Source organism: Promicromonospora panici (genome assembly GCF_900608595.1).
In the GTDB taxonomy this organism is placed as follows: domain Bacteria; phylum Actinomycetota; class Actinomycetes; order Actinomycetales; family Cellulomonadaceae; genus Promicromonospora; species Promicromonospora panici.
Window position 1 is genome coordinate 109,724 of sequence record NZ_UWYY01000012.1, and the last position, 19,292, is coordinate 129,015.

The 19,292-nt window shown below is 72.1% G+C and carries 18 protein-coding genes; 7 read left to right on the forward strand and 11 right to left on the reverse strand.

Translation table 11 applies throughout. The features are described 5' to 3' along the window. Nucleotides 1–14: 14 nt before the first annotated feature. Entirely contained in the window at nt 15–1,454 is a 1,440-nt protein-coding gene (locus EW117_RS15420; RefSeq protein WP_129787599.1) for a hypothetical protein, read from the reverse strand. A 63-nt stretch (nt 1,455–1,517) separates the two neighbouring features. Between EW117_RS15420 and EW117_RS15425 the strand changes: the two genes are divergently transcribed. Further along, nucleotides 1,518–1,988: a PPOX class F420-dependent oxidoreductase gene (locus EW117_RS15425; protein WP_129787600.1), complete on the forward strand. Its 471-nt coding sequence runs from the start codon at nt 1,518–1,520 to the stop codon at nt 1,986–1,988. Between the two features lie 16 nt (nt 1,989–2,004). Here EW117_RS15425 and EW117_RS15430 read toward each other — a convergent pair whose 3' ends face one another. Next, nucleotides 2,005–2,277, reverse strand: coding sequence for a hypothetical protein (locus tag EW117_RS15430; protein WP_129787601.1), 273 nt, complete (start codon nt 2,275–2,277; stop codon nt 2,005–2,007). Nucleotides 2,278–2,483: 206 nt separating this feature from the next. Here EW117_RS15430 and EW117_RS15435 point away from each other — a divergent pair, with 206 nt between their 5' ends. Beyond that, nucleotides 2,484–3,698 carry a pyridoxal phosphate-dependent aminotransferase gene (locus EW117_RS15435; protein WP_129787602.1) on the forward strand — a complete coding sequence of 405 codons (1,215 nt, stop codon included), beginning with the start codon at nt 2,484–2,486 and terminating at the stop codon, nt 3,696–3,698. Between the two features lie 30 nt (nt 3,699–3,728). Here the strand turns inward: EW117_RS15435 and EW117_RS15440 are convergent, their stop codons facing one another. From EW117_RS15440 to EW117_RS15475, 8 genes are all read right to left on the reverse strand, one after another. Further along, on the reverse strand, nt 3,729–5,486 hold the full coding sequence (locus EW117_RS15440) for an alpha/beta fold hydrolase (protein WP_129787603.1): 1,758 nt from the start codon (nt 5,484–5,486) through the stop codon (nt 3,729–3,731). Nucleotides 5,487–5,546: 60 nt separating this feature from the next. Beyond that, a complete protein-coding gene (locus tag EW117_RS15445) occupies nt 5,547–6,617 on the reverse strand; it encodes a phosphotransferase family protein (RefSeq protein WP_129787604.1) in 1,071 nt (356 codons plus the stop codon). Next, entirely contained in the window at nt 6,617–7,750 is a 1,134-nt protein-coding gene (locus EW117_RS15450) for an Rv2578c family radical SAM protein (RefSeq protein ID WP_129787605.1), read from the reverse strand. The genes EW117_RS15445 and EW117_RS15450 overlap by 1 nt, the downstream gene beginning before the upstream one ends. Before the next feature lie 67 nt (nt 7,751–7,817). Next, complete coding sequence (hisS, locus tag EW117_RS15455; protein WP_129787606.1) at nt 7,818–9,197, reverse strand: histidine--tRNA ligase; 1,380 nt, start codon at nt 9,195–9,197, stop codon at nt 7,818–7,820. A 109-nt stretch (nt 9,198–9,306) separates the two neighbouring features. Further along, complete coding sequence (locus tag EW117_RS15460) at nt 9,307–10,767, reverse strand: polysaccharide pyruvyl transferase family protein (RefSeq protein ID WP_129787607.1); 1,461 nt, start codon at nt 10,765–10,767, stop codon at nt 9,307–9,309. Beyond that, the gene (locus tag EW117_RS15465) at nt 10,764–11,936 is read right to left on the reverse strand and encodes a glycosyltransferase family 29 protein (RefSeq protein WP_165362708.1); all 1,173 of its coding nucleotides are present in this window, start codon (nt 11,934–11,936) and stop codon (nt 10,764–10,766) included. The genes EW117_RS15460 and EW117_RS15465 overlap by 4 nt, the downstream gene beginning before the upstream one ends. A 204-nt stretch (nt 11,937–12,140) precedes the next feature. Continuing rightward, on the reverse strand, nt 12,141–12,839 hold the full coding sequence (locus tag EW117_RS15470) for a DinB family protein (RefSeq protein WP_129787609.1): 699 nt from the start codon (nt 12,837–12,839) through the stop codon (nt 12,141–12,143). Beyond that, a complete protein-coding gene (locus EW117_RS15475) occupies nt 12,836–13,498 on the reverse strand; it encodes an MBL fold metallo-hydrolase (protein ID WP_165362709.1) in 663 nt (220 codons plus the stop codon). The genes EW117_RS15470 and EW117_RS15475 overlap by 4 nt, the downstream gene beginning before the upstream one ends. 204 nt (nt 13,499–13,702) lie before the next feature. Between EW117_RS15475 and EW117_RS15480 the strand changes: the two genes are divergently transcribed. The 4 genes from EW117_RS15480 to EW117_RS15495 all read left to right on the forward strand — a co-directional run bounded on the left by EW117_RS15480 (nt 13,703) and on the right by EW117_RS15495 (nt 18,257). Further along, nucleotides 13,703–14,479: a peptidylprolyl isomerase gene (locus tag EW117_RS15480; RefSeq protein WP_129787610.1), complete on the forward strand. Its 777-nt coding sequence runs from the start codon at nt 13,703–13,705 to the stop codon at nt 14,477–14,479. Then, a complete protein-coding gene (locus tag EW117_RS15485; RefSeq protein ID WP_129787611.1) occupies nt 14,476–16,458 on the forward strand; it encodes a DUF349 domain-containing protein in 1,983 nt (660 codons plus the stop codon). The genes EW117_RS15480 and EW117_RS15485 overlap by 4 nt, the downstream gene beginning before the upstream one ends. Before the next feature lie 76 nt (nt 16,459–16,534). Next, entirely contained in the window at nt 16,535–17,155 is a 621-nt protein-coding gene (locus EW117_RS15490) for a hypothetical protein (protein ID WP_129787612.1), read from the forward strand. A gap of 10 nt (nt 17,156–17,165) precedes the next feature. Further along, nucleotides 17,166–18,257 (forward strand): DNA polymerase domain-containing protein, encoded by a 1,092-nt coding sequence (locus EW117_RS15495; protein ID WP_129787613.1) that lies wholly within the window; start codon nt 17,166–17,168, stop codon nt 18,255–18,257. Between the two features lie 87 nt (nt 18,258–18,344). On the opposite strand, the gene EW117_RS15500 is transcribed toward EW117_RS15495, so the two are convergent. Beyond that, nucleotides 18,345–18,614 (reverse strand): DUF7218 family protein, encoded by a 270-nt coding sequence (locus EW117_RS15500; protein ID WP_129787614.1) that lies wholly within the window; start codon nt 18,612–18,614, stop codon nt 18,345–18,347. Nucleotides 18,615–18,724: 110 nt separating this feature from the next. Between EW117_RS15500 and EW117_RS15505 the strand changes: the two genes are divergently transcribed. Further along, nucleotides 18,725–19,288 carry a dihydrofolate reductase family protein gene (locus EW117_RS15505; RefSeq protein ID WP_129787615.1) on the forward strand — a complete coding sequence of 188 codons (564 nt, stop codon included), beginning with the start codon at nt 18,725–18,727 and terminating at the stop codon, nt 19,286–19,288. The last annotated feature ends 4 nt before the right edge of the window (nt 19,289–19,292 follow it).

Here is a 19,292-nt window from a genome sequence, read left to right on the forward strand (position 1 = left end):
CGAGGCGCCACAGGTCAGCGCGTCACGTCCCGGACGCGCATCGTCACCCGCTCCCAGCGCTCCCGTCGCTGCGCCTGCACGGCACGCCGGACGAGCTGCACCACCCAGACGATCCCCGGCATGACGACCGCGCCCAGCACCACGCCACCGATGGCCAGGTACACCCCGCGGTACTCGTCGGCCCACATCGACCGATCGGACACCACCTGGCTGGCGTTCATCCCGAGGTAGCCGAGTGCCAGGGCCGCCGCGAGCGGGATCGTCGCGAGGTAGAGGTAGGCCGCCTCCCAGCGGCGCCGACGGTCGTCCTCGCCGTGCCGGTCCCGCGCCTCCAGCGACGTCGTCTCCGCGTGGATCGACCGGGCGAGGCGCCGCAGCATCCGGCTCACGATCCTGAACTTGCGGCGCAGGCCCATCTGCACGAACAGCGTGTCGTGGTAGCTGGTCACGCGCACCGACGGGACGAGCAGGCTGATGTCCGCGGCGGCCTCGACCGAGAAGCTGAGCTCGAGCTCCAGGTCGCCGAGTGCGTCGGCGACGGTGCCGAGGATCCGGCGCTTCTCGGCGTCGGGCAGCGCTCTGCCCTGGGGCCGCCGCTGCGCGTCGCGGAAGTAGCGCAGGTTCCGGTGCGCCTCGTCCCCGATGTAGCGCAGCCGAGCCGCGCTCGCCACGAGCTGGGCCACGGAGACGAACGCCGTATTGCCCTCCTCCTTGCCCATGCCGAACATCAGGCTCACGTACGGGCCGACGACGACCGTGGCCCCCGGCCGCTTGTTCAGCTCCGCCGGGCGGTCGAACGTCTCGACGGACGGCTGCAGCTCGCGGTGCGTGCGGTAGACGAGCCGCTCGATCAGCAGCCGCCGCTCGTCGCCGACGCACGAGTCGGGCAGCCGCGGTCCGGCGACGAGCTGATGGCACTCCCGCGAGACGCCGAACGGCTGCTCGACGCCGGTCTCGGTACCGAGCTCGTCGATCCGCCGCTCCAGGGACACGCCGCCCAGGGCCACCTCGAGGCTGCGGCACGTGTTGAGCAGATCGACCAGGCTCTCCAGGAACCGCAGGTAGGAGGCATCGTCGGGCGGCGTACCTCGCTCGTCGGAGCCTGGCGCGTTGACGCCGAGGCTCAGCGCAGCCACGGACTGGCCGGAGGCGGTGCGGAACATCCACAGGCGAGCCCAGACGATGACACCGCCCGAGTACCGGACGCCGACGTCGGATCCCTCCCAGTGGCGCACCGTGGCGGCCGGGAGCAGGCCCGCCGCGTCGTCGTAGTACCTGTCCAGCCTGCCAAGGTGGAGATGCTTGCTCGGGGGCAGCATGCCGTCGCCCTCCACGGGCGTCCAGCCCGTGCCGTACAGCGACGAGACGATCAACGTGCGCGGTTCCGCGGGCCGGGGCGCCTGGGCCTCCGCCGCGACCGGGGCGCCACCAGATCGGCGGAAGAAAGCGACCATGCCGGACATGCTTCGCAGAACGGCATGGGGTGTCAACCATAGTGCGGGCGTAGCCTGACGCTCATGCCCAGAACGATCGCCACCAACACCACTGTGACCCGCGACGAGCTGCTCGAGTTCCTCCGCTCGCGCCGCAACGGGATCCTCGTGACCAGCCGCGCCGACGGCGCCCCACAGCTCAGCCCCGTCACCTACGGCGTCGACCCGGAGGGGCGCGTCGTGGTCTCGACGTACCCCGAGCGCGCCAAGGCGCGGAACCTGAGGAAGCGGCCCGCGGCGTCGTTCATGGCGCTCGGCGAGGGTTTCAACGAGGCCTGGGTCCAGGTGGACGGTACCGCCGAGGTGCTGGACATCCCGGAATCCGTGGAACCGCTGGTCGACTACTTCCGCGCGGCCGCTGGCAAGGAGCACCCGGACTGGGACGAGTACCGCGCGGCGATGGTCGAGCAGGGCAAGTCGCTGGTGCGGATCACCATCGAGCGGTGGGGGCCGGTGGCGACGGGCGGGTTCCCGGCGCGTCTCGCGCAGGGGTGACGCCGCCGTCGGCCGGTCAGCCGTTGCGCGTGTCGTCCTCGTCGTCACCCAGCCGGCGCACCACCCGGTAGCACAACCAGGTCACGCCGGCACTCGCCACGCCGACGAGGACGGCGCGGGCGGGCACCGGGCGGCCTCCGTCGGGCAGGACGGCGGCCCAGGCCACGAGGTTCGCCACGCCGTAGAGCGTGCCGGCCACCCCGGCGAGCAGCACCACGACCACCACGACCACGAGGCCGAGCCTGCCGATCGCGGCGGCCATCTGTGCGAGCTTGTCGTCCTCCACCATGGGGTACCTGTCCGGGTTCCTTCGAGTGTATTGCGGCTTCCGTCGGCCCGGCTGAGGGCTCCCGTCTGGAGGCTACGTGCGCCGCGGAGCGCAGGCAGGCTGATCGGGCGCCGCCGCCGGGGTGAACTTCGCCGGACCACCCCGGCGGCCGTCTCGCCGAGTGCCACCGCGCGCCGCCACTCCCCCGGACCTGCGACCATGTGGGCGTGCGAGAGATCAGGCAGAGCCGCAAGCTGAAGTCCGTCCGGTACGACGTCCGGGGTCCGATCCTGGAGGAGGCGTACCGGCTGGAGGCGGAGGGTCACAAGATCCTCAAGCTGAACATCGGCAACCCGGCGCCGTTCGGGTTCGACGCGCCCGAGGCGATCCTCGCGGACATGATCCACCACCTGCCCGAGGCGCAGGGCTACAGCGACAGCCGCGGCATCTACTCGGCGCGCACCGCCGTCGCGAACTACTACCAGACGCACGGCCTCGACACCCGCGTCGACGACGTGTACATCGGCAACGGCGTCTCCGAGATGATCAGCATGGTGCTGCAGGCGCTGATCGACGACGGTGACGAGGTGCTGGTCCCCGCGCCGGACTACCCGCTGTGGACCGGCGCGGTGAGCCTGCAGGGCGGCAGGCCCGTGCACTACCGCTGCGACGAGGACAACGGCTGGAACCCCTCGCTGGAGGACATCGAGTCGCTGATCACGCCCGCCACCAGGGCGCTCGTGATCATCAACCCGAACAACCCGACCGGCGCCGTGTACAGCGAGGCCACGGTCAAGGGCATGGCGGAGCTGGCGCGCGCGCACGACCTGGTGCTCCTGAGCGACGAGATCTACGAGAAGATCCTGTTCGACGGCGCGACCCACCACCACGCCGCCACGTTCGCGGGCGACGACGTCCTGACGATCACGTTCAGCGGCCTGTCCAAGGCCTACCGGATCGCCGGCTACCGGTCCGGCTGGGCCATGATCTCCGGGCCCAAGCACCGCGCCGCAGACTTCCTCGAGGGCCTGACCCTCGTGTCGAACATGCGCATGTGCGCGAACGTGCCGGCTCAGCACGCCATCCAGACGGCGCTCGGCGGCTACCAGTCGATCGAAGAGCTCATCGTGCCGGGAGGCCGGTTCTACGAGCAGTCGATGCTCGCCGACAAGCTGCTCAACGAGATCCCCGGCGTCACGTCCGTGCGCCCGCGGGGTGCGCTGTACTGCTTCCCGCGTCTGGACCCCGAGATGTACTCGATCCAGGACGACGAGGCCTTTGTCATCGGCCTGCTGCGCGACAAGAAGATCCTGGTCACGCACGGGACGGGGTTCAACTGGCCGGAGCCGGACCACTTCCGCCTGGTGACCCTGCCCGACGTCGACGTGCTCACCGAGGCGATCGGCCGGATCGCGGAGCACCTGGAGATGCTCCGCGCCTGACGTTCGTGTCCCGCGAAGCAGAGACGAACGTCAGCCCAGCGACGCCGGCATCAGGCCCGGCACGCCTGGGAGCCGCGGCGCGGGGAGCGCCGGCCGCTCCTCCCGCAGCCTGGCCGACGGCGCGAACGGCACGAGATCCTGCTGGCACACGGCGCCGTCGTCGGCCTCTAGCGTGACGAGGTACCGCGCGATCGCCGCGTCGGCGCAGGCGCTGACGCCGATGGTCGTGTGGCCCCAGCCGTCGACGGTGAGCATCCGCGAGTCGGGCCACAGGGAGGCGTACGGCGCGGTGAACCCGTAGTGCGTGGCCGGGTCGAACCGGGTGCCGATCACGAGCACGGGCTGCTGCGTGGCCTGCTGCCACGAGCCCTTGTAGACGTCCTCGTCGTCGGCCCCGATGTACTCGCACTGGATGCCGGTCCAGCCGCGGAACAGCCCGAAGTGCGGGTACTGCTCGTCGAGCGCGGCGACCTTGCGCGGGTAGGACGTGGGTCGTCCCGGGAACTCGAGGTCCACGCACGCGGTGGCGAAGCTGGCGCCCACGGACGGGTAGTCCTGCGTGTATCCGAGGCGGCGCAGCAGCTCGCTGATGGACGGGCCCGAGTCCAGCCTCTCCGCGGCCGACGGCGGCGAGGCCACCCCGGTCAGGACCGCGAGCTGGGCGAGGAGGGCGGCGAGGTCGGGCCAGCTCGCGGTGTTGTACATCGAGCCGAAGACCTGGGCGATCAGGGTGCCGTACCGCAGCTCGAACGTGGTCCCGTCGCCCACCGGGAGCTCGACCGGCTCCTCCTTCACGGCCGCGTACACGTCCTCGACCACCTGCGCCGGGTCACCCAGCGCGTTCAGGGCACACCGCTCGCCGGCCCCGGCGCACAGCCGCACGAACTCGGCATGGGTCTCGGAAGCGGCCTCCGCCTGCCGCAGCCGCGTACCCAGGAGCTCGCCGTCCGCGTCCGCGGACCACACCCGTGGGTCGATGGTTCCGTCGAGCACCAGCGCGCGCACGTTGTCCGGGAACAGGGCCGCGTAGGTGGCACCCAGGACGGTGCCGTACGAATACCCGACGTACGAGATCGCGTCGTCGCCCAGCCGCTCCCGCAGCACGTCCATGTCGCGGGCGACGTTCGCGGTGGACGCCGTCGCCATGCGGTCCCCGCCGAACACCGTGCAGGCAGTGCCGAGCGCCGCGGCCTCGCGCAGGAACCTGGCATCCTCCGCCCGGTTGAGCGGCAGGTCGAGGCTGGACGCGAGGAACTCCTGCTCGGCCTCCTGCGTAGGGAAGCACGTGGCGGGGTCGGACATACCGACGGCACGCGGATCGAAGCTGACGATGTCGAAGCGCTCGCGGACCGACGGGTCGAAGAGCGCCTGGCCGATCGCGTGCAGGGTCGACACGCCCTCCCCACCCGGCCCGCCGAAGTTGACCAGCACGCTGCCGATGCGGTTCTCCTGGTCCAGCGCGGGCAGCCGGGTCACGGCGATCGTGGTGGTGCGCCCGCGCGGCTTGTCGTAGTCCGAGGGCACTTCGATCGTGGCGCAGTCGAAGGCGTCGGCGCCCTCGGTCGCGCACGTGGTCCAGGGGATGTCCGCGGCGAAGGCGGGGGCCTCAGCCAGTTCGGCGGCCGTGGCCTCTGCTGCCGATGCCGGGAGCGTGGCGGGCTGCGGTGCGCCGCCGGCGGACTGGGCGGGTACGGCGCCGACCAGCAGCAGCGTACCGATGACGAGTAGGGACAGGGCTGGGGATATCGCCGCGCGTGCTCGGCGCGACGCCGTCGAGCGCTTGGTCATGGCCCCGAGTGAAACAGTCGAATCGGACACACGCCACGAAAGTCACCTGTTTCAGGGACGTCAGGGCACGGCGTGGACGTCGCCGGAGCGCGCGATCGCCCGCAGGTGGGCCCGGGCCCGGTGCACCACGGGGTTGGCCGCCCTGCGGGCGGCCAGGTCCACGAGGGCGACCAGGTCCGCGGCACGCGCCAGGTCGGTTGCCCGACGGCGGTCGGGCTCGCCGGCACCTGACCTCACGCTCGCGGCCGTGCTGGTGTCGGTGTCCACACCCGCGGCGGTGTCCGCTTCCGTGCCTGTGGCCGCTTCCGCGCCTGTGGCCGCGTCGCCGTCGAGCCCCGCGAAGTAGCCGTCCAGGACGCCCTCGACGTAGGCCGGCTCCCGGTCGAAGCGCAGGAGGTTGCCCAGGTCCGTGGCCGGATGGCCGGCGTGCGCGAACTCCCAGTCGAGCACGCCGGTGACCTGAAGCGTCATGGGATCGACCAGCACGTTCTTCGGGTTCAGGTCGCTGTGCACCAGGCTCGGCGGGGCGCCGTCAAGATCCGAGGCGGCCCGCTCGGCGACGGCCCGGAGCGCTGCGACCTCGCCGTCCGGCCACCCGTTCTCCGTGAGCTGCGGCGCGTGGGTATCAACCCACTCGGGCAGCCACAGGGGAAACGGGTCGATCCGGAGGCCGGCGTCCGCGAACATCCCGGCCTGCGGCATCGGGAAAGCGGCCAACGTCCCGGCCACGAAGCCGAGCGCGCGGCCGAGGGTGCGCAGATCGGTGGCCCGGCGTCCGGCGTCCCCGTCACCTCCCGCCCGGCGGGCGAGCGCGAGGTCGCCGCGCTCACCTGGCAGCAGCTCCGTAACGAGCACCCCGGGGAGGTCGGCGTCGCCGTCGTGCACCTGGCGGACGGCCGGAACGGGAACGACGTCGCGAACCAGGTGCAGGAGCGCCGCTTGGATGCCGGCGGCGCCCGGCGCGTGCCGCGCATCGGCGAAGTACCGGACCGCGAGCCGGTGCTCGCCCCGGCTGTCCTCGCCCCGGCCGTCGGAGGGCGCGGCGAGGAACGTCTCCCCCGACCAGCCGCCGGCCAGGGGTTCCAGGATGTAGCCGGCGAGGCGCGGGTCGTCGAGTACCGGGCGTCGCATCAGAACAGGGTCTCGCTTCCGACGTCCGCGACCAAGGACACCGCGCCGGTGCCGTCGGCGCGCACGCCGCTGAAGGCGCCGCGCGGGTAGTCGCCCTCCACGTGCTGACCGGCCTCGTCCGCGCCTCTTTCGGCGCCGGCAGCCCGGGCGCGATGCATGGCCGCGCCGCCCAGCCCGCGTTCGTCGATCAGCGGCCGCACCCGCTCCCAGAGCCAGTCCCGGTAGCCCTTGTGCGCGTAGGCGCCGCGGGCGTAGACACGCCCGTAGCCCTCCACGAGGTGCGGGTGAGACCGTTCGAGCCACCCCAGGTACCACTCGCGGGCGCCGGGACGCAGGTGGAGCGGCAGGACGGTGACGCCGGTGGCACCGGCGTCGACCAGGTTGTCGAGGAGCCGTTCGAGATGGGCGAGCGAGTCGGTCAGCCACGGCAGGACCGGCGCGACCATGACGCCACACGGCAGGCCCGCGGCCCGGATCGCACGGATCAGGTCGAGGCGAGCGCGCGGCAACGGTGTGCCGGGCTCGACGGCCTGCTGCAGCTCCCTGCCCGCCGGCGAGTCGGCGAAGGCCAGCGACACCCCCAGCCCGACGTCGACCCGCTCCGCCGCCTGGGCCAGCAGCGGCAGGTCGCGCCGCAGGAGCGTGCCCTTGGTCAGGATCGAGAACGGCGTGCCCGAGTCCGCGAGCGCCGAGATGATGCCGGGCATGAGCTTGTAGCGGCCCTCGGCCCGCTGGTACGGGTCGGTGTTGGTGCCGAGCGCGACGGCCTCGTGGGTCCAGGACGGCTTAGCCAGCTCGGCGCGCAGCACCTGGTCGGCGTTGACCTTGACGACGACCTGCGAGTCGAAGTCGTGCCCGGCGTCCATCTCTAGATATTCGTGAGTATTCCGTGCGAAGCAATAGGCGCACGCATGCGAACATCCACGATAGGGGTTGATCGTCCACCGGAACGGCATCTGCGATGCCGCCGGAACCTTCGACAGCGCGCTCTTGGCCAGCACCTCGTGGAACGTCACGCCCGCGAACTCCGGCGACCGGACGGTGCGCAGCAGCCCGGCGGTGCGCAGCTCGGGCAGCTCGAGCCCGGGCAGCGCACCGTCGTCGTGATTGATCGCCTGACCGTTCCATCGCATACCTGATTCGAACACTCGTTCGAACAGGCGTCAAGTTGATACGCCCTCCGCGTAAGGCGCCGAGCCGTCAGCCCTTCGGGACCACCCGCGGCCAGCGGTCCTCGGCGGGCGGCTCCCACGTCGCGGCGCCGGCGTCGACCTGGTCGCCGGAGCGGATGTCCTTGACCTGGTCGGCCCCGGGTCCGCCGTCCTCGCCCACGGAGCCCGGGAACCACACGAACGGGATGCCGCGCCGGTCCGCGTACTTGATCTGCTTGCCGAACTTCGCGGCGCTCGGGGCCACCTCGACCGGGATGCCCCGGGCCCGCAGCGCCGTGGCCACCGCGTCGGAGGCGGCGCGCTCCTCCTCGGACGCCACCGCCACCAGCACCGCCGACGGCACCGAACGCGTTGCCTGGACCAGCTCGGCTGACAGGAGCCGCGACACCAGGCGAGAGACGCCGATGGACAGGCCGACACCCGGGTAGGTGTTCCTGCCGTCGGAGGCGAGCGTGTCGTACCGGCCGCCGGAGCAGACCGAGCCGAGCTGCTCGTGACCCACCAGCACCGTCTCGTACACCGAGCCCGTGTAGTAGTCGAGGCCGCGCGCGATCTTCAGGTCCGCGACGACCACGCCGGGCGCGCGCTCGGAGGCGGCGGCGATCAGCGCGCCCAGCTCGGCCAGGCCGGTCTCCAGGAGCTCCGTCACGGCCCCGTACGACTCGGCGAGGGCACGGACCTCCGCGATCACTCCGACGTCGGACCCCGAGATCGACGCGAGCGCCAGGCAGGCCTTGGCCTGGTCCTCGGTGGCACCGCACTCGGTGACGAGCAGCCCGGAGACCTTGTCGGGCCCGATCTTGTCGAGCTTGTCGATCTGGCGCAGCACGCCCTCGACGTCGTCCAGGCCGACGCCGCGATAGAAGCCCTCGGCGACCCGGCGGTTGTTGACCAGGATCCGCACGGGCGGCAGGCCGATCTCGGACAGCGCGCCGAGCGCCTCCGCCATGACCAGCGGCGCCTCGACCTCGAAGTGGTACGGCAGCTCGCCGGCGCCCACGATGTCGATGTCTGCCTGGATGAACTCGCGGAAGCGGCCCTCCTGCGGGCGCTCGCCGCGCCACACCTTCTGGATCTGGTACCGCCTGAGCGGGAACGCGAGCTTCCCGGCGTTCTCCAGCACGTAGCGCGCGAACGGCACGGTCAGGTCGAAGTGCAGGCCGAGCTGCTTCTCGGAGCCGGCGCGCGCGGCGCCGTCCTCGTCCTGCAGGCGGGACAGCACGTAGACCTCCTTGGAGGTCTCCCCCTTGCGGAGCAGCTGATCGAGCGGCTCCACGGCCCGCGTCTCGATCCCGGCGAACCCGTGCAGCTCGAAGGTGTGGCGCAAGGTGTCGAGGACGTGCTGCTCGACGATGCGACCGTCAGGGAGCCATTCGGGGAAACCGGAGAGAGGAGTGGGCTTTGCCATGCCTCAAATCCTCCCATGAGCGCGAGGTGGTCAGCCCGGCTTTTCCACAGCCGCGCTCTCGACGAGCCGCGCGAGCAGCTCCGGCTCCCCGCACCGGTGCCACGCCGCCTCAGGACCCGACGAGGTCGCGGGCCGCCTGAAAGATCGGCTGGGCGAGCCGAGCCTGGATCTCCCTGATGTCCTGCCTGCGTTCGGCGTTGTGCTGCAGCACGTCCGTCGTGTGCTCGAGCAGCCGGTCGCCGAGGTTCGGCTCCCCCACGTCGAAGCCCCACTCCGGTCGCTCGATGTCCTCCAGGAAGTACCGCATCTTCGGGTGGGACACGATGCTCAGGACGGGGGTACCGAGCCCGAACGGGATCATGGTCGCGTGGCCGCGCATGCCGACCACGAGGTCGGCGCGACGGAACAAGGCATAACCCTCCTCGGGCCGGCTGCGGCTGAGATCGTCGACCGGCAGCTCGCGCCCGTACTCCGAGCGGAGGTCCTTGGCGATCCGCGAATCGTTCGGTGCGTGCACCACGCAGCGGACCTCACTGCCCGCTGCCTCGACGGCGGCGACGTACTTCTCGATCTGCGCCAGGAAGGTCCGGTAGCCCCGGCGGAAGCGCCGTCTGCTGCGGTCGTAGGCGACGTTGAGCAGGATCGTGCCCGTGCCCTCCTTGGCGGGAGGGAGCCCGGGGTGGGTGTGCTCGAGGATGGTGGTGGGGCACGGGACGAACCGGAGCCGGTCGTGCAGGTGTGCGGGCAGAAGGCGGCTGACCTGCTCGATCGAGCCGTGGTTGCGCAGCCCGAGGAAGACCGATCTCTCGGCCATCGCCAGGAGGCCGTTCCGGAACCTGTCGCCGACGAACTTCTGACCGACGAAGAGGTTGTACCCGACGGCGAACGTGGCGAGCGGCACGGTGATCCGCTCGAGCTGGGCCTGAGGGACGTTCCACTGCCAGCCGGAATGCCCGTTCGGCGCCGTGTCCGGGAGAAACAGCCCGCCGCCTCCGACGATCATCGCCCGCTGTGCGTTCACCAGCTCGAGCCGCTCGTCGTCGAACAGCTGGTGCACATGGATGCCGAGCCAGGACGTCTCGCCGGTCGCGGTGGTGAAGGCCTCGCGGACCGCGGAGGGCAGCGCGAGATCGCCGAAGTTGCCCCGCCCGGAGGCGTAGAAGGCCCCGTGCGCTATGCCGCCCGTCGGAACGTCGGCCGGAGCCGGGGTGACCGGCCCTCTCAGCCGCCCGAGGACACCCCGAGCCCCTCGGTACCCGGGCGTGGCGCGAAGCGCGTGGACCGCCGCGTCGATGCCCTCGTCGTAGGCGTGCCGGATCCAGGCGATCGTCGCGATCTCCGTCTGCGCGCGGGAGACCGCCTGGTGGTCGTGGCGTGCGAGCCGCAGGACCTCGACGGCCGCGTCGTACCTGCTCGTCGCGCGCAGGACGCGGGCAAGCAGCATGAGGTACTCGGTGCTGGCGAAGGCCGCGGCCGCGTCCTCCACCGACCTGAGCACCCCCAGTGCGCCGTCGAAATCGGCGCCCTCGAACCGCAGCTCAGCGTCTGCCACTGCCTCGGCGACGTTCATCGTGCGCTCTCCTGCTTCATCGTGATGACGTGCGGGCCTACGGCCACCGCGTTCGCCATGACCCAGTCCCGTTCTGCTTCCGAGTCGTGCGCCGCCGAGTGCGGGATCCACTCTGCCTCCTTGAGGCGCAGTGTCCCCGAGTCGTAGAAGTCGAAGCCCACGAGGTCGATGGTGGTCGACACGTCGAGGGCCAGGAGGAGCCGCAGCATGTTGAACCCCATGGTCGGGTAGCCGGTCCGGGGGTCGCCGTCGCCCCACAGGTTCTGCGGGGGCCACCGCAGGCTGGAGTCCCCCAGGTACCGCTGCATGCCCGGCCTCGCGCGGAGCTTGACCGACTCGTACCACTCCTCGATCCGGGTGCAGACCAGCATCCGCAGGTCCACCGGGACGTCGAGGTTGAAGTCGTGCTTGTGCAGCGTGACGTGGATGTCGGTGCGCGAGCCGGTGTGCGGCGGGTCGATGACGAAGGAGTTGAACCTCATGACCAGGTCGTGCGAGTCGATCAGCGCGCCGAGCTCGGCCTCCCGCAGCTTCATGGAGTTCGCGACGAGGGCGATCGACTTGCCCGAGACGTACTCGCGGAATCGCTCGGCGTCGATCCACTCCGTGGTCGTGATGAGCTCGGCCGGTGCCAGCTCGACCGGCTCAGCGGGGACCTGGGCGAACGCCTCGAAGAGCGCCCGCAGCCCTTCGGTCCGGTCCGCCGACGCGGCATCGAGGAGGAACCGTGCCACGGGGCTGTCGAGGTCACCATGCTGTGCGGACCGTTCGGCGAGGATCAGCCCGATCAGCTCGTCCGCCAGGTCCCTCGCTCCGGCCTGCCCCAGAGCCGACGCCGTGGACAGGGCGCGCGACGTGAACCCCGGCACGGAGGTCCACGGCCGGGCGCCGGTGCGCAGCCGGAGGTTCGTCCTCGTGCCCGGCCGTGCCCGCGCGGCCACGAGATGGGCGAGCGGCTCGGTCGCGTCGCGGACGGACAGGGGGCGGTCGGCTCGTGCGTCGCGTGCGAAGGCGAGGAACCGCTCGTTCGCCTCCGCCCGCTGCCAGACGGCCGATGCGGGGAAGAGCTGTCGTCCGACGGCGGTCGTGCCACCGGCGAGCAGGTCGGTCACCAGCGTCCGGGACCGACGTGCGAGATCGCCGGACGGGCCGAGCTGTCGAGAGGCCATGGGGATTCCGTTCCGGTTCTCAGCGTGCCGCGCCGAACGCGGTGGTGAACGCGCGAGTGACGGCCTTCCCGTTGGCACGGGCGCTGCATGCCACACGGCGTCGGACAGATTACCCCCAGCGCGGCCAGGATGCTCACGCGGTGCCGGCCGTAGATGGGGGGCGGCGGTGTCCCGGAGCAGTCGCGCGGCAGCCATGAAGGGCTGTCAGCCCAGCTTCTCCGCGGCCGCGTCCTCGACCAGCCGCGCGAGCACCTCCAGCTCCCCGCGCTCGTGCCAGGCCAGCCGCCGCAGCACCTTCACGCTGGTCCAGCTCCCGTGCCGGTCCGACGTCGATGCCAGGTCCGGCGCCATCCGGGACACCACCCGGCGCACGTGGGCGCCGGACTCCTCGAGCTCGGTCACCAGGTCGCTCGCCCGCTCGCGCGCGGGCAACCCGAGCAGCGGCAGGTAGTAGCGCGACTCGGTGTCGGCGATGTGCAGCGCGAGCTGTCCCACCGTGTGCCACCAGGCGTACACCGGGAGCACCCGGTGGGGGTCGCGGTACGCCAGCACGCTCGGCGGCGCGTCGCGCACCAGCTCGAGGGTCCTGGCCCGCATGCCGTCGAGGATCGCGAGCGTGGCCTCCCGCTCCGCCTCGGTCGCCGGCACGCGGTCCCGGTCGAACACCGTCTCGTCCCCGGTCCTGGCGCGGTCCACGCGCTCGACGACCTGCAGCATCCCGGCGTCGAGCGCTCCGGCACCGCCCGCTTCGGCGCCGGAACCGCACCGCTCCGCAAGGTTAGCCAGCGCCGTGTCGTCGTCGGGTCCCTGGCCGCAGGTGCCCCAGTGCTCGAGGTCGAAGGACCACGCCGCCGACCAGCCGTCCTCGGCCATCCCGGCGCGCTGGTCCACGTACGCCCTCATCTTCGTTCCGCGGCGAGGAAGGGGTTGGTCTCCAGCTCACGTGCCACGGTGGTTGCGGGGCCGTGCCCCGGTACGACGGCGAGCGCCGGGTCCAGGCCGCGCACCACGTCGCGCAGCGTCTCGGCCATGACGTGGCCGGAGCCGCCGTGCAGGTCGGTCCGGCCGACCGAGCCGGCGAACAGGACGTCGCCCGTGAGCACCATGTCGCCGTCGGGCCGGTAGAGGGTGGAGCCCTCCGTGTGGCCGGGCGCGTGCAGGGCGCGCAGCGTGACCTCGCCGAAGGTCAGCACGGCGGAGCCGCCGGGCGTGGCGAAGGGTTCGATGACGGCGGGCGGCCGGTAGTCGTCGCGGTGCAGCCCGAACGCGGCCTCCAGCGCGGGGCTGAGCGTGCCGAACGGGTCGGCCAGGCGGTAGGCGTCGGCCTCGTGCAGCCGTATCGGGATCTCGTAGCGCTCGCACAGGGCGCCCGCGTCCCAGGTGTGGTCGGCGTGGCCGTGCGTGGCGAGGACGGCGCGTGGCGTGAGGCCGGCGTCGTCGACCAGGCGGACGACGGCGTCGGCCACTCCCGCGCCCGCGTCGATCACCACGCAGTCGGCGCCCGCGGACACGACGCAGCAGTTGGTCCCGAACACCGGTGCGACCACTACGCGAAGCTCCACGGCGACCACGCTATCGGTTCACGTCGTCGCTGACAGGACCCTTCTTCACCCATGGGCCGAACCGTTCAGACAGTATGAGCTGGCATCCGATGCCTACACTGTCCCCGCACGGGGTGATTCGCCCCGGATCCGGCAGTGAATCGGTCCAGCGGACCACGCCCCCGGGTCGCGGCGAGCACAAGAGAGCACGGAGAAAGGAACGCGGTGGCGTCCAGCAAGCAGCGGCAGCGCGCTCAGCAGGCCAAGCAGGCCGAGAAGCAGGCGCAACGGCAGGCGGCCAGGCGCGCCCGCAGGCAACGCCTCTGGGCCCTGATCGCCGGGGTGACCGTGCTCGCGCTCGTGGCCGCCTTCGTGATCGCGGCGCTGATCAACAACGCGCCGGACGACGCCGCCACCAGCGGCGGCGCCTGCCCGGCGGGTGTCGAGGAGACGCGGGACGACTACGAGCTCGCCGACCCCTCGGTGGCCGAGGACCGTACCTGGACCGTCACGCTGCAGGCCTGCTCGGGCGACACCGAGGCCGACATCGTCCTCGAGCTGGACGGCGAGAACGCACCGCAGGCCGTCGCCAGCTTCGTCACGCTCGCTCAGGCCGGCTACTTCGACGGCACCGGCTGCCACCGGCTCACCACCGAGGGCATCTTCGTGCTGCAGTGCGGCGACCCGACGTTCACCGGCTCCGGCAGCCCGGGTTACAGCTTCGGCCCGATCGAGAACGCTCCGGACGACGACGTCTACCCTGCCGGCACCGTCGCCATGGCGCGCCGCGGCGGCGACGCGGAGTCCATGGGCTCCCAGTTCTTCCTCGTCTACGAGGAATCGACCATCCCCTCCGACGCAGCCGGCGGGTACACGGTCTTCGGCACGATCACATCCGGCCTGGACTTCGTCCAGGCAGTCGCTGACGCGGGAGAAGCGGGCGGTGTGTCTGACGGCGCGCCCGTCGACCCGGTCACCATCGAAGGAGTTGAGACCCAGTGAGCGAACCCACTTCTCGCTCGTCCGAGCCCGTCCAGCAGGACGCGCCCGCCGAGCCCGTGGCCGAGACTCCGACCGCAGCCGAATCTCCCGCCGAGGCGGTGAGCGAGGCGCCTGAGGCACCGGCCGAGGCGGACGCGACAGCGGACGCGCCGGACGCCACCGTGGAGGAGGCACCCGAGGTCCCCGCGGAGGAGACGGCCCCCGAGGCCGAGGCTCCCGCGCAGGAGGCTCCCGCGCAGGAGGCTCCCGCTGACGAAGCTCCCGTCGAGGAGACACCCATGCCGGCGGCTCCCGCGGCCGAGGCCGAGACGCCCGCGGAGGAGGCAGTTCCGACGGAGGACACTCCCGCGGCTGAGGCTCCGGCTGCTGAGGCTCCGACGGAGGAAGCTCCGGCTGCTGAGGCTCCGACGGAGGAAGCTCCGGCTGCCGAGGCTCCGACGGAGGAAGCTCCCGAGGCTGAGGCACAGGTGCCCGCTGAGGAGGCTCCCGCCGAGGAGGCTCCGGCGTCCGAGGCCCCCGCTCCTGCCGAGGAGAAGCCGGCCGCCGCTCCCCCGCCAGCGACTCCCAAGCCAGCGACCCCCAAGCCCTCGGCGATCCCGTCGCCGGCCGCGCTCGCAAGGCCGCGTCCGCCCAAGCCGGGCGCGCCGTCGGCTCCCGCCCCGCAGGCCGCCCCGGTCACCGCGCCCACGCCGGTCGTGCCGGCCGCCGCCGACGCCGCCGCGCACGCCGAGGCCGAGAAGTTCGGCCGCGTGGACGACGAAGGCAACGTGTACGTCCGCGAGTCTGCGGGCGAGCGTGTCGTCGGGCAGTTCCCGGGCGTCACCACCGAGGAGGCGCTGGCGCTGTACGTGCGCCGGTACCTCGACCTGAGCGCGAAGGTCGGCCTGTTCGAGGCCCGCCTGGAGAGCGCCGACCTGTCGGTGCGCGAGATCGACCAGACGCTCCAGAAGCTCGCCGAGGAGACCGCTGAGCCGGCCGCCGTCGGCGACCTGGACGGCCTGCGCACCCGCGTCGAGGCGCTGCGTGGCCGCGCCGCGGAACGTCGGGCCACCCTCGAGCAGGCACGGTCCGCCGCGAAGGCGGAGGCCGTCGCCGCCCGCACCTCGATCGTGGAGGCAGCCGAGAAGATCGCGGCGACCGACCCGAGCAAGATGCAGTGGCGTCCCGCGGGCGAGGAGCTGCGTTCGCTGCTGGACCGCTGGAAGGAAGCCCAGCGTTCCGGGCCACGCATCGACCGCCCCACGGAGGAGTCCCTCTGGAAGCGGTTCAGCCACGCCCGCACCGCGTTCGACCGCGAGCGCCGGCACTTCTTCGCCGACCTGGAGCAGCGCAACAGCGCCGCGAAGATCGAGAAGGAGAAGCTGGTCTCCGAGGCGGAGGCGCTGTCCACCAGCACCGACTGGGGTTACACGGCGGGCGCCTACCGCGACCTCATGACGCGCTGGAAGGCGGCGGGCCGTGCGTCCCGCAAGGACGACGACGCCCTGTGGGCCCGGTTCCGGGCCGCGCAGGACCGGTTCTTCCAGGCGCGGGACGCCGAGAACGCCGTCATCGACGCGGAGTACGGCGAGAACCTGAAGGTCAAGGAGGAGCTGCTCCTCGAGGCCGAGGCGCTGGTGCCGGTCAAGGACCTGAACAAGGCCAAGGCCACGCTGCGCGACATCCAGGAACGCTGGGAGGAGGCCGGCAAGGTCCCCCGCGGCGACATCCAGCGCGTCGAGGGGCGCCTGCGGGCGGTCGAGACCGCGATCCGCGACGCCGACCAGGCGCAGTGGAAGCGCAGCAACCCGGAGACGCGAGCGCGTGCCGAGGGTGCCGCCGCGCAGCTCGAGGCGGCGATCGCGGGCCTCGAGGAGGAGCTCGCGGCCGCCCAGGCCAAGGGCGACAAGCGCAAGATCTCCGAGCTGGAGGCGGCGGTCACCGCCCGTCGCTCCTGGCTGGAGCAGGTCGTCAAGGCGGCGGAGGACTCCCGGGGCTGACACGCCCCTGGGGTTTGTCCACAGCGGGCCCGGTCGCGCACTGCGCGGCCGTGCCCGCTGCACGTAGGTTCTGCGCATGCCGTCCCCGCGCACCTCGCTCGCCGCGCTCCTCGACCCACGGCCCGCGCCCGCGCCGCTGGTGGTCACGCCCGCGCACGTGGGCGGGCGGGTTGCATGGTCTGACCTGCGGCGTTCCGGCGCCCTGGTCGAGCTGCACGACGGCGCGGCGGTCGCGATCGGCTCTGTCGTCGGGCCCCGGCACCGCGCGCTGGCGCTCGCGGGCGAGGTGCCGGCGCGCTGCGTCCTGGTCGCCGCGACGGCCGCGTGGGTACACACGGGGCTGTACGAGGGTGTGCCCGCCCCGGCCTGGCCCGCGGGCGCGCCGATCGAGGTGGCCTACTCCCCCGGCGTCCACTGCCCGGCGCCCCGCCCCGGCCGGGTCGCGCGGCGCGCGCCGGGGCTCGGGCCGGACACGGTCAGCGTCGCGGGGGTAGCGGTCACGGGGCTGACCAGGACCGCAGCCGACGTCGCCTGTACCGCTCCGCTGGAGGCCGCGGTGCCGGTCCTGGTGGCCCTGGCGGAGCGTGGCGCGGATCTGCCCGGTGCTCTGCGGCTGCTCGACCGGCGCGTCCGGGTCGTGGGCCGGCCCGCGGCGCACCGGGCGTTCGCGGCAGCGCGGGAACGGCTGAGCCGCTAGGTTCAGGGACATGGCCGGATCCAAGACACCAGCGGTGGAGCTCGACGTCGCCGGACGCACCGTCCGCGTGACGAGCCCGGACCGCGTCGTCTTTCCCCGCGGAATCACGAAGCTGCAGGTCGTCGAGTACTTCGTCGCCGTGTCCGACGGCATCACCGGTGCGCTGCTGCACCGCCCCACGACGCTCGAGCGCTGGCCCAAGGGGTGGCACGAGGGCGCGCACCTCGCCACACGCATGCCGAAGCCGGACGATCCGAAGGGTGACGGCTTCTACCAGAAGCGTGTCCCGAAGGGCGCGCCGGACTACGTCGAGACGGCGACGATCGCGTTCCCGTCGGGCCGGACGGCGGACGAGGTGTGCCCGACGGAGCCGGCAGTGGTGGCCTGGGCGGCCAACATGGGGACCCTCACGTTCCACCCGTGGCCGGTGCGGCGGGACGACGTCGAGGCCGTCGACCAGCTGCGGATCGACCTCGACCCGCAGCCCGGTACCGCGTTCGCGGAGGCAGCGACCGTCGCGCCGCACCTGCGGGAGCTGCTGGGTGAGCTGGCTCTGACCGGCTACCCCAAGACGTCCGGCGGGCGCGGGCTGCACGTGTTCGTGCCGCTGGAGCCGCGGTGGACGTTCACGGAGGGGCGGCGAGCGACGATCGCCATCGGGCGCGAGCTGGAACGCCGCCTGCCCGGCAAGGTGACGACCCGGTGGTGGAAGGAGGAGCGCGGCGAGGCGATCTTCGTGGACTACAACCAGATGGCCCGCGACCGGACCATCGCCTCCGCGTACTCGATCCGGGCCAACGGAAGGGCTTCGGTGTCGATGCCGCTGGAGTGGGACGAGCTGGGCGAGGTGCACCCGGACGACTTCGACGTCCTGACCGCGCCGGCCAGGTTCGCCGAGCGCGGCGACCTGTTCGCCGCGCTACGGGCCGATCGGGACCCGGCGCTGGACTGCTCCCTGGACGCGGCCCTGGAGCTCGCGTCCCGCGACGAGGCCGACGGGCTCGAGGACCTGCCCTACCCGCCGGAGTACCCGAAGATGCCGGGCGAGCCCAAGCGAGTCCAGCCCAGCCGCGACAAGGACCGGGACAAGACAAAGGACTGACCCCCGCGGCTTCGTTGTGGGCGTGATCGTTGTGCCTATAACGGGCGCACCATCGCAACGATCACGCCCACAACCAGAGTGCACGGGTCAGTGGTTGCGCAGGGCCTTGATGAGGTCGCCCTTGCGCATCGTGGAACGACCCTCGATGCCGATCTCGGCGGCGCGCTTGCGCAGGTCGTCGACGGTCCAGTCGTCGTACTCGGGCGACTTGCCGCCCTTGCGACCGACGTTCTTGCGGGACGAGCCCGCGGCGGCGTTCGCGATGCGGGCCGCCTTCTCCTTGGAATTGCCCTCGTCACGGAGCTTCTCGTACAGCTCCTTGTCCTTGACGCTCGGGCCGGGTTCACGCCTCGGCATGGCTGCTCCTCCCGCTCGCTGACCGTTCACTGTCCACGATGGCCCGACACCGAGCCGCTCGCACCCGGGATGACCGATGAGTTCCGCGCGGCTGGGGCGTCGGACCGTGCATGGGAACCCTGAGCTACTTCGCGAACATGTCCGCCGACGGGTACACCGTCGACGCCGACGGCAAGTTCGACTGGACCGATCCCTCCGACGAGGTGTTCGCGTTCATCAACGAGATCGAGTCGGACGTCGCCGTCTACGTCCATGGCCGGCGCATGTACGAGACGATGGTCTACTGGGAGACCCACGAACCGGGACCGGATCCGAACCCGCACGAGACGCGGTACGCGGAGATCTGGCAGGGAGTGGAGAAGATCGTCGCGTCGTCGTCCCTGCCCGAGGAGGCCATCACGTCGGCGCGGACCCGGCTGGTGCGCGACCTGCGACTCGGTGAGCTGCGGCGGATCGCCGACTACGCGCCCGGCGTCGTCTCCGTGGGCGGGCCCACCGTGGCCGCCGAGCCGATCAAGCACGGGCTCGTCGACGAGTTCCGCTTCTTCGTCTACCCCGAGGTGGTGGGCGGCGGCCTGCCGGCCCTGCCGCTCGACGCACGACTCAGCCTGCGCCTCGTCGACTCCCGGACGTTCGCGAACGGGTGCGTCTACCTGCGCTACGTGCCGCGCTGAGGCA

What these genes read in the sequence shown, in the direction of transcription:
- EW117_RS15420 (WP_129787599.1), bottom strand. Translation starts at nt 1,454, where the DNA reads ATGGTCGCTTTCTTCCGCCGATCTGGTGGCGCCCCGGTCGCGGCGGAG.
- EW117_RS15425 (WP_129787600.1), top strand. Translation starts at nt 1,518, where the DNA reads ATGCCCAGAACGATCGCCACCAACACCACTGTGACCCGCGACGAGCTG.
- EW117_RS15430 (WP_129787601.1), bottom strand. Translation starts at nt 2,277, where the DNA reads ATGGTGGAGGACGACAAGCTCGCACAGATGGCCGCCGCGATCGGCAGG.
- EW117_RS15440 (WP_129787603.1), bottom strand. Translation starts at nt 5,486, where the DNA reads ATGACCAAGCGCTCGACGGCGTCGCGCCGAGCACGCGCGGCGATATCC.
- EW117_RS15445 (WP_129787604.1), bottom strand. Translation starts at nt 6,617, where the DNA reads ATGCGACGCCCGGTACTCGACGACCCGCGCCTCGCCGGCTACATCCTG.
- EW117_RS15450 (WP_129787605.1), bottom strand. Translation starts at nt 7,750, where the DNA reads ATGCGATGGAACGGTCAGGCGATCAATCACGACGACGGTGCGCTGCCC.
- hisS (WP_129787606.1), bottom strand. Translation starts at nt 9,197, where the DNA reads ATGGCAAAGCCCACTCCTCTCTCCGGTTTCCCCGAATGGCTCCCTGAC.
- EW117_RS15460 (WP_129787607.1), bottom strand. Translation starts at nt 10,767, where the DNA reads ATGAACGTCGCCGAGGCAGTGGCAGACGCTGAGCTGCGGTTCGAGGGC.
- EW117_RS15465 (WP_165362708.1), bottom strand. Translation starts at nt 11,936, where the DNA reads ATGGCCTCTCGACAGCTCGGCCCGTCCGGCGATCTCGCACGTCGGTCC.
- EW117_RS15470 (WP_129787609.1), bottom strand. Translation starts at nt 12,839, where the DNA reads ATGAGGGCGTACGTGGACCAGCGCGCCGGGATGGCCGAGGACGGCTGG.
- EW117_RS15490 (WP_129787612.1), top strand. Translation starts at nt 16,535, where the DNA reads ATGCCGTCCCCGCGCACCTCGCTCGCCGCGCTCCTCGACCCACGGCCC.
- EW117_RS15495 (WP_129787613.1), top strand. Translation starts at nt 17,166, where the DNA reads ATGGCCGGATCCAAGACACCAGCGGTGGAGCTCGACGTCGCCGGACGC.
- EW117_RS15500 (WP_129787614.1), bottom strand. Translation starts at nt 18,614, where the DNA reads ATGCCGAGGCGTGAACCCGGCCCGAGCGTCAAGGACAAGGAGCTGTAC.
- EW117_RS15505 (WP_129787615.1), top strand. Translation starts at nt 18,725, where the DNA reads ATGGGAACCCTGAGCTACTTCGCGAACATGTCCGCCGACGGGTACACC.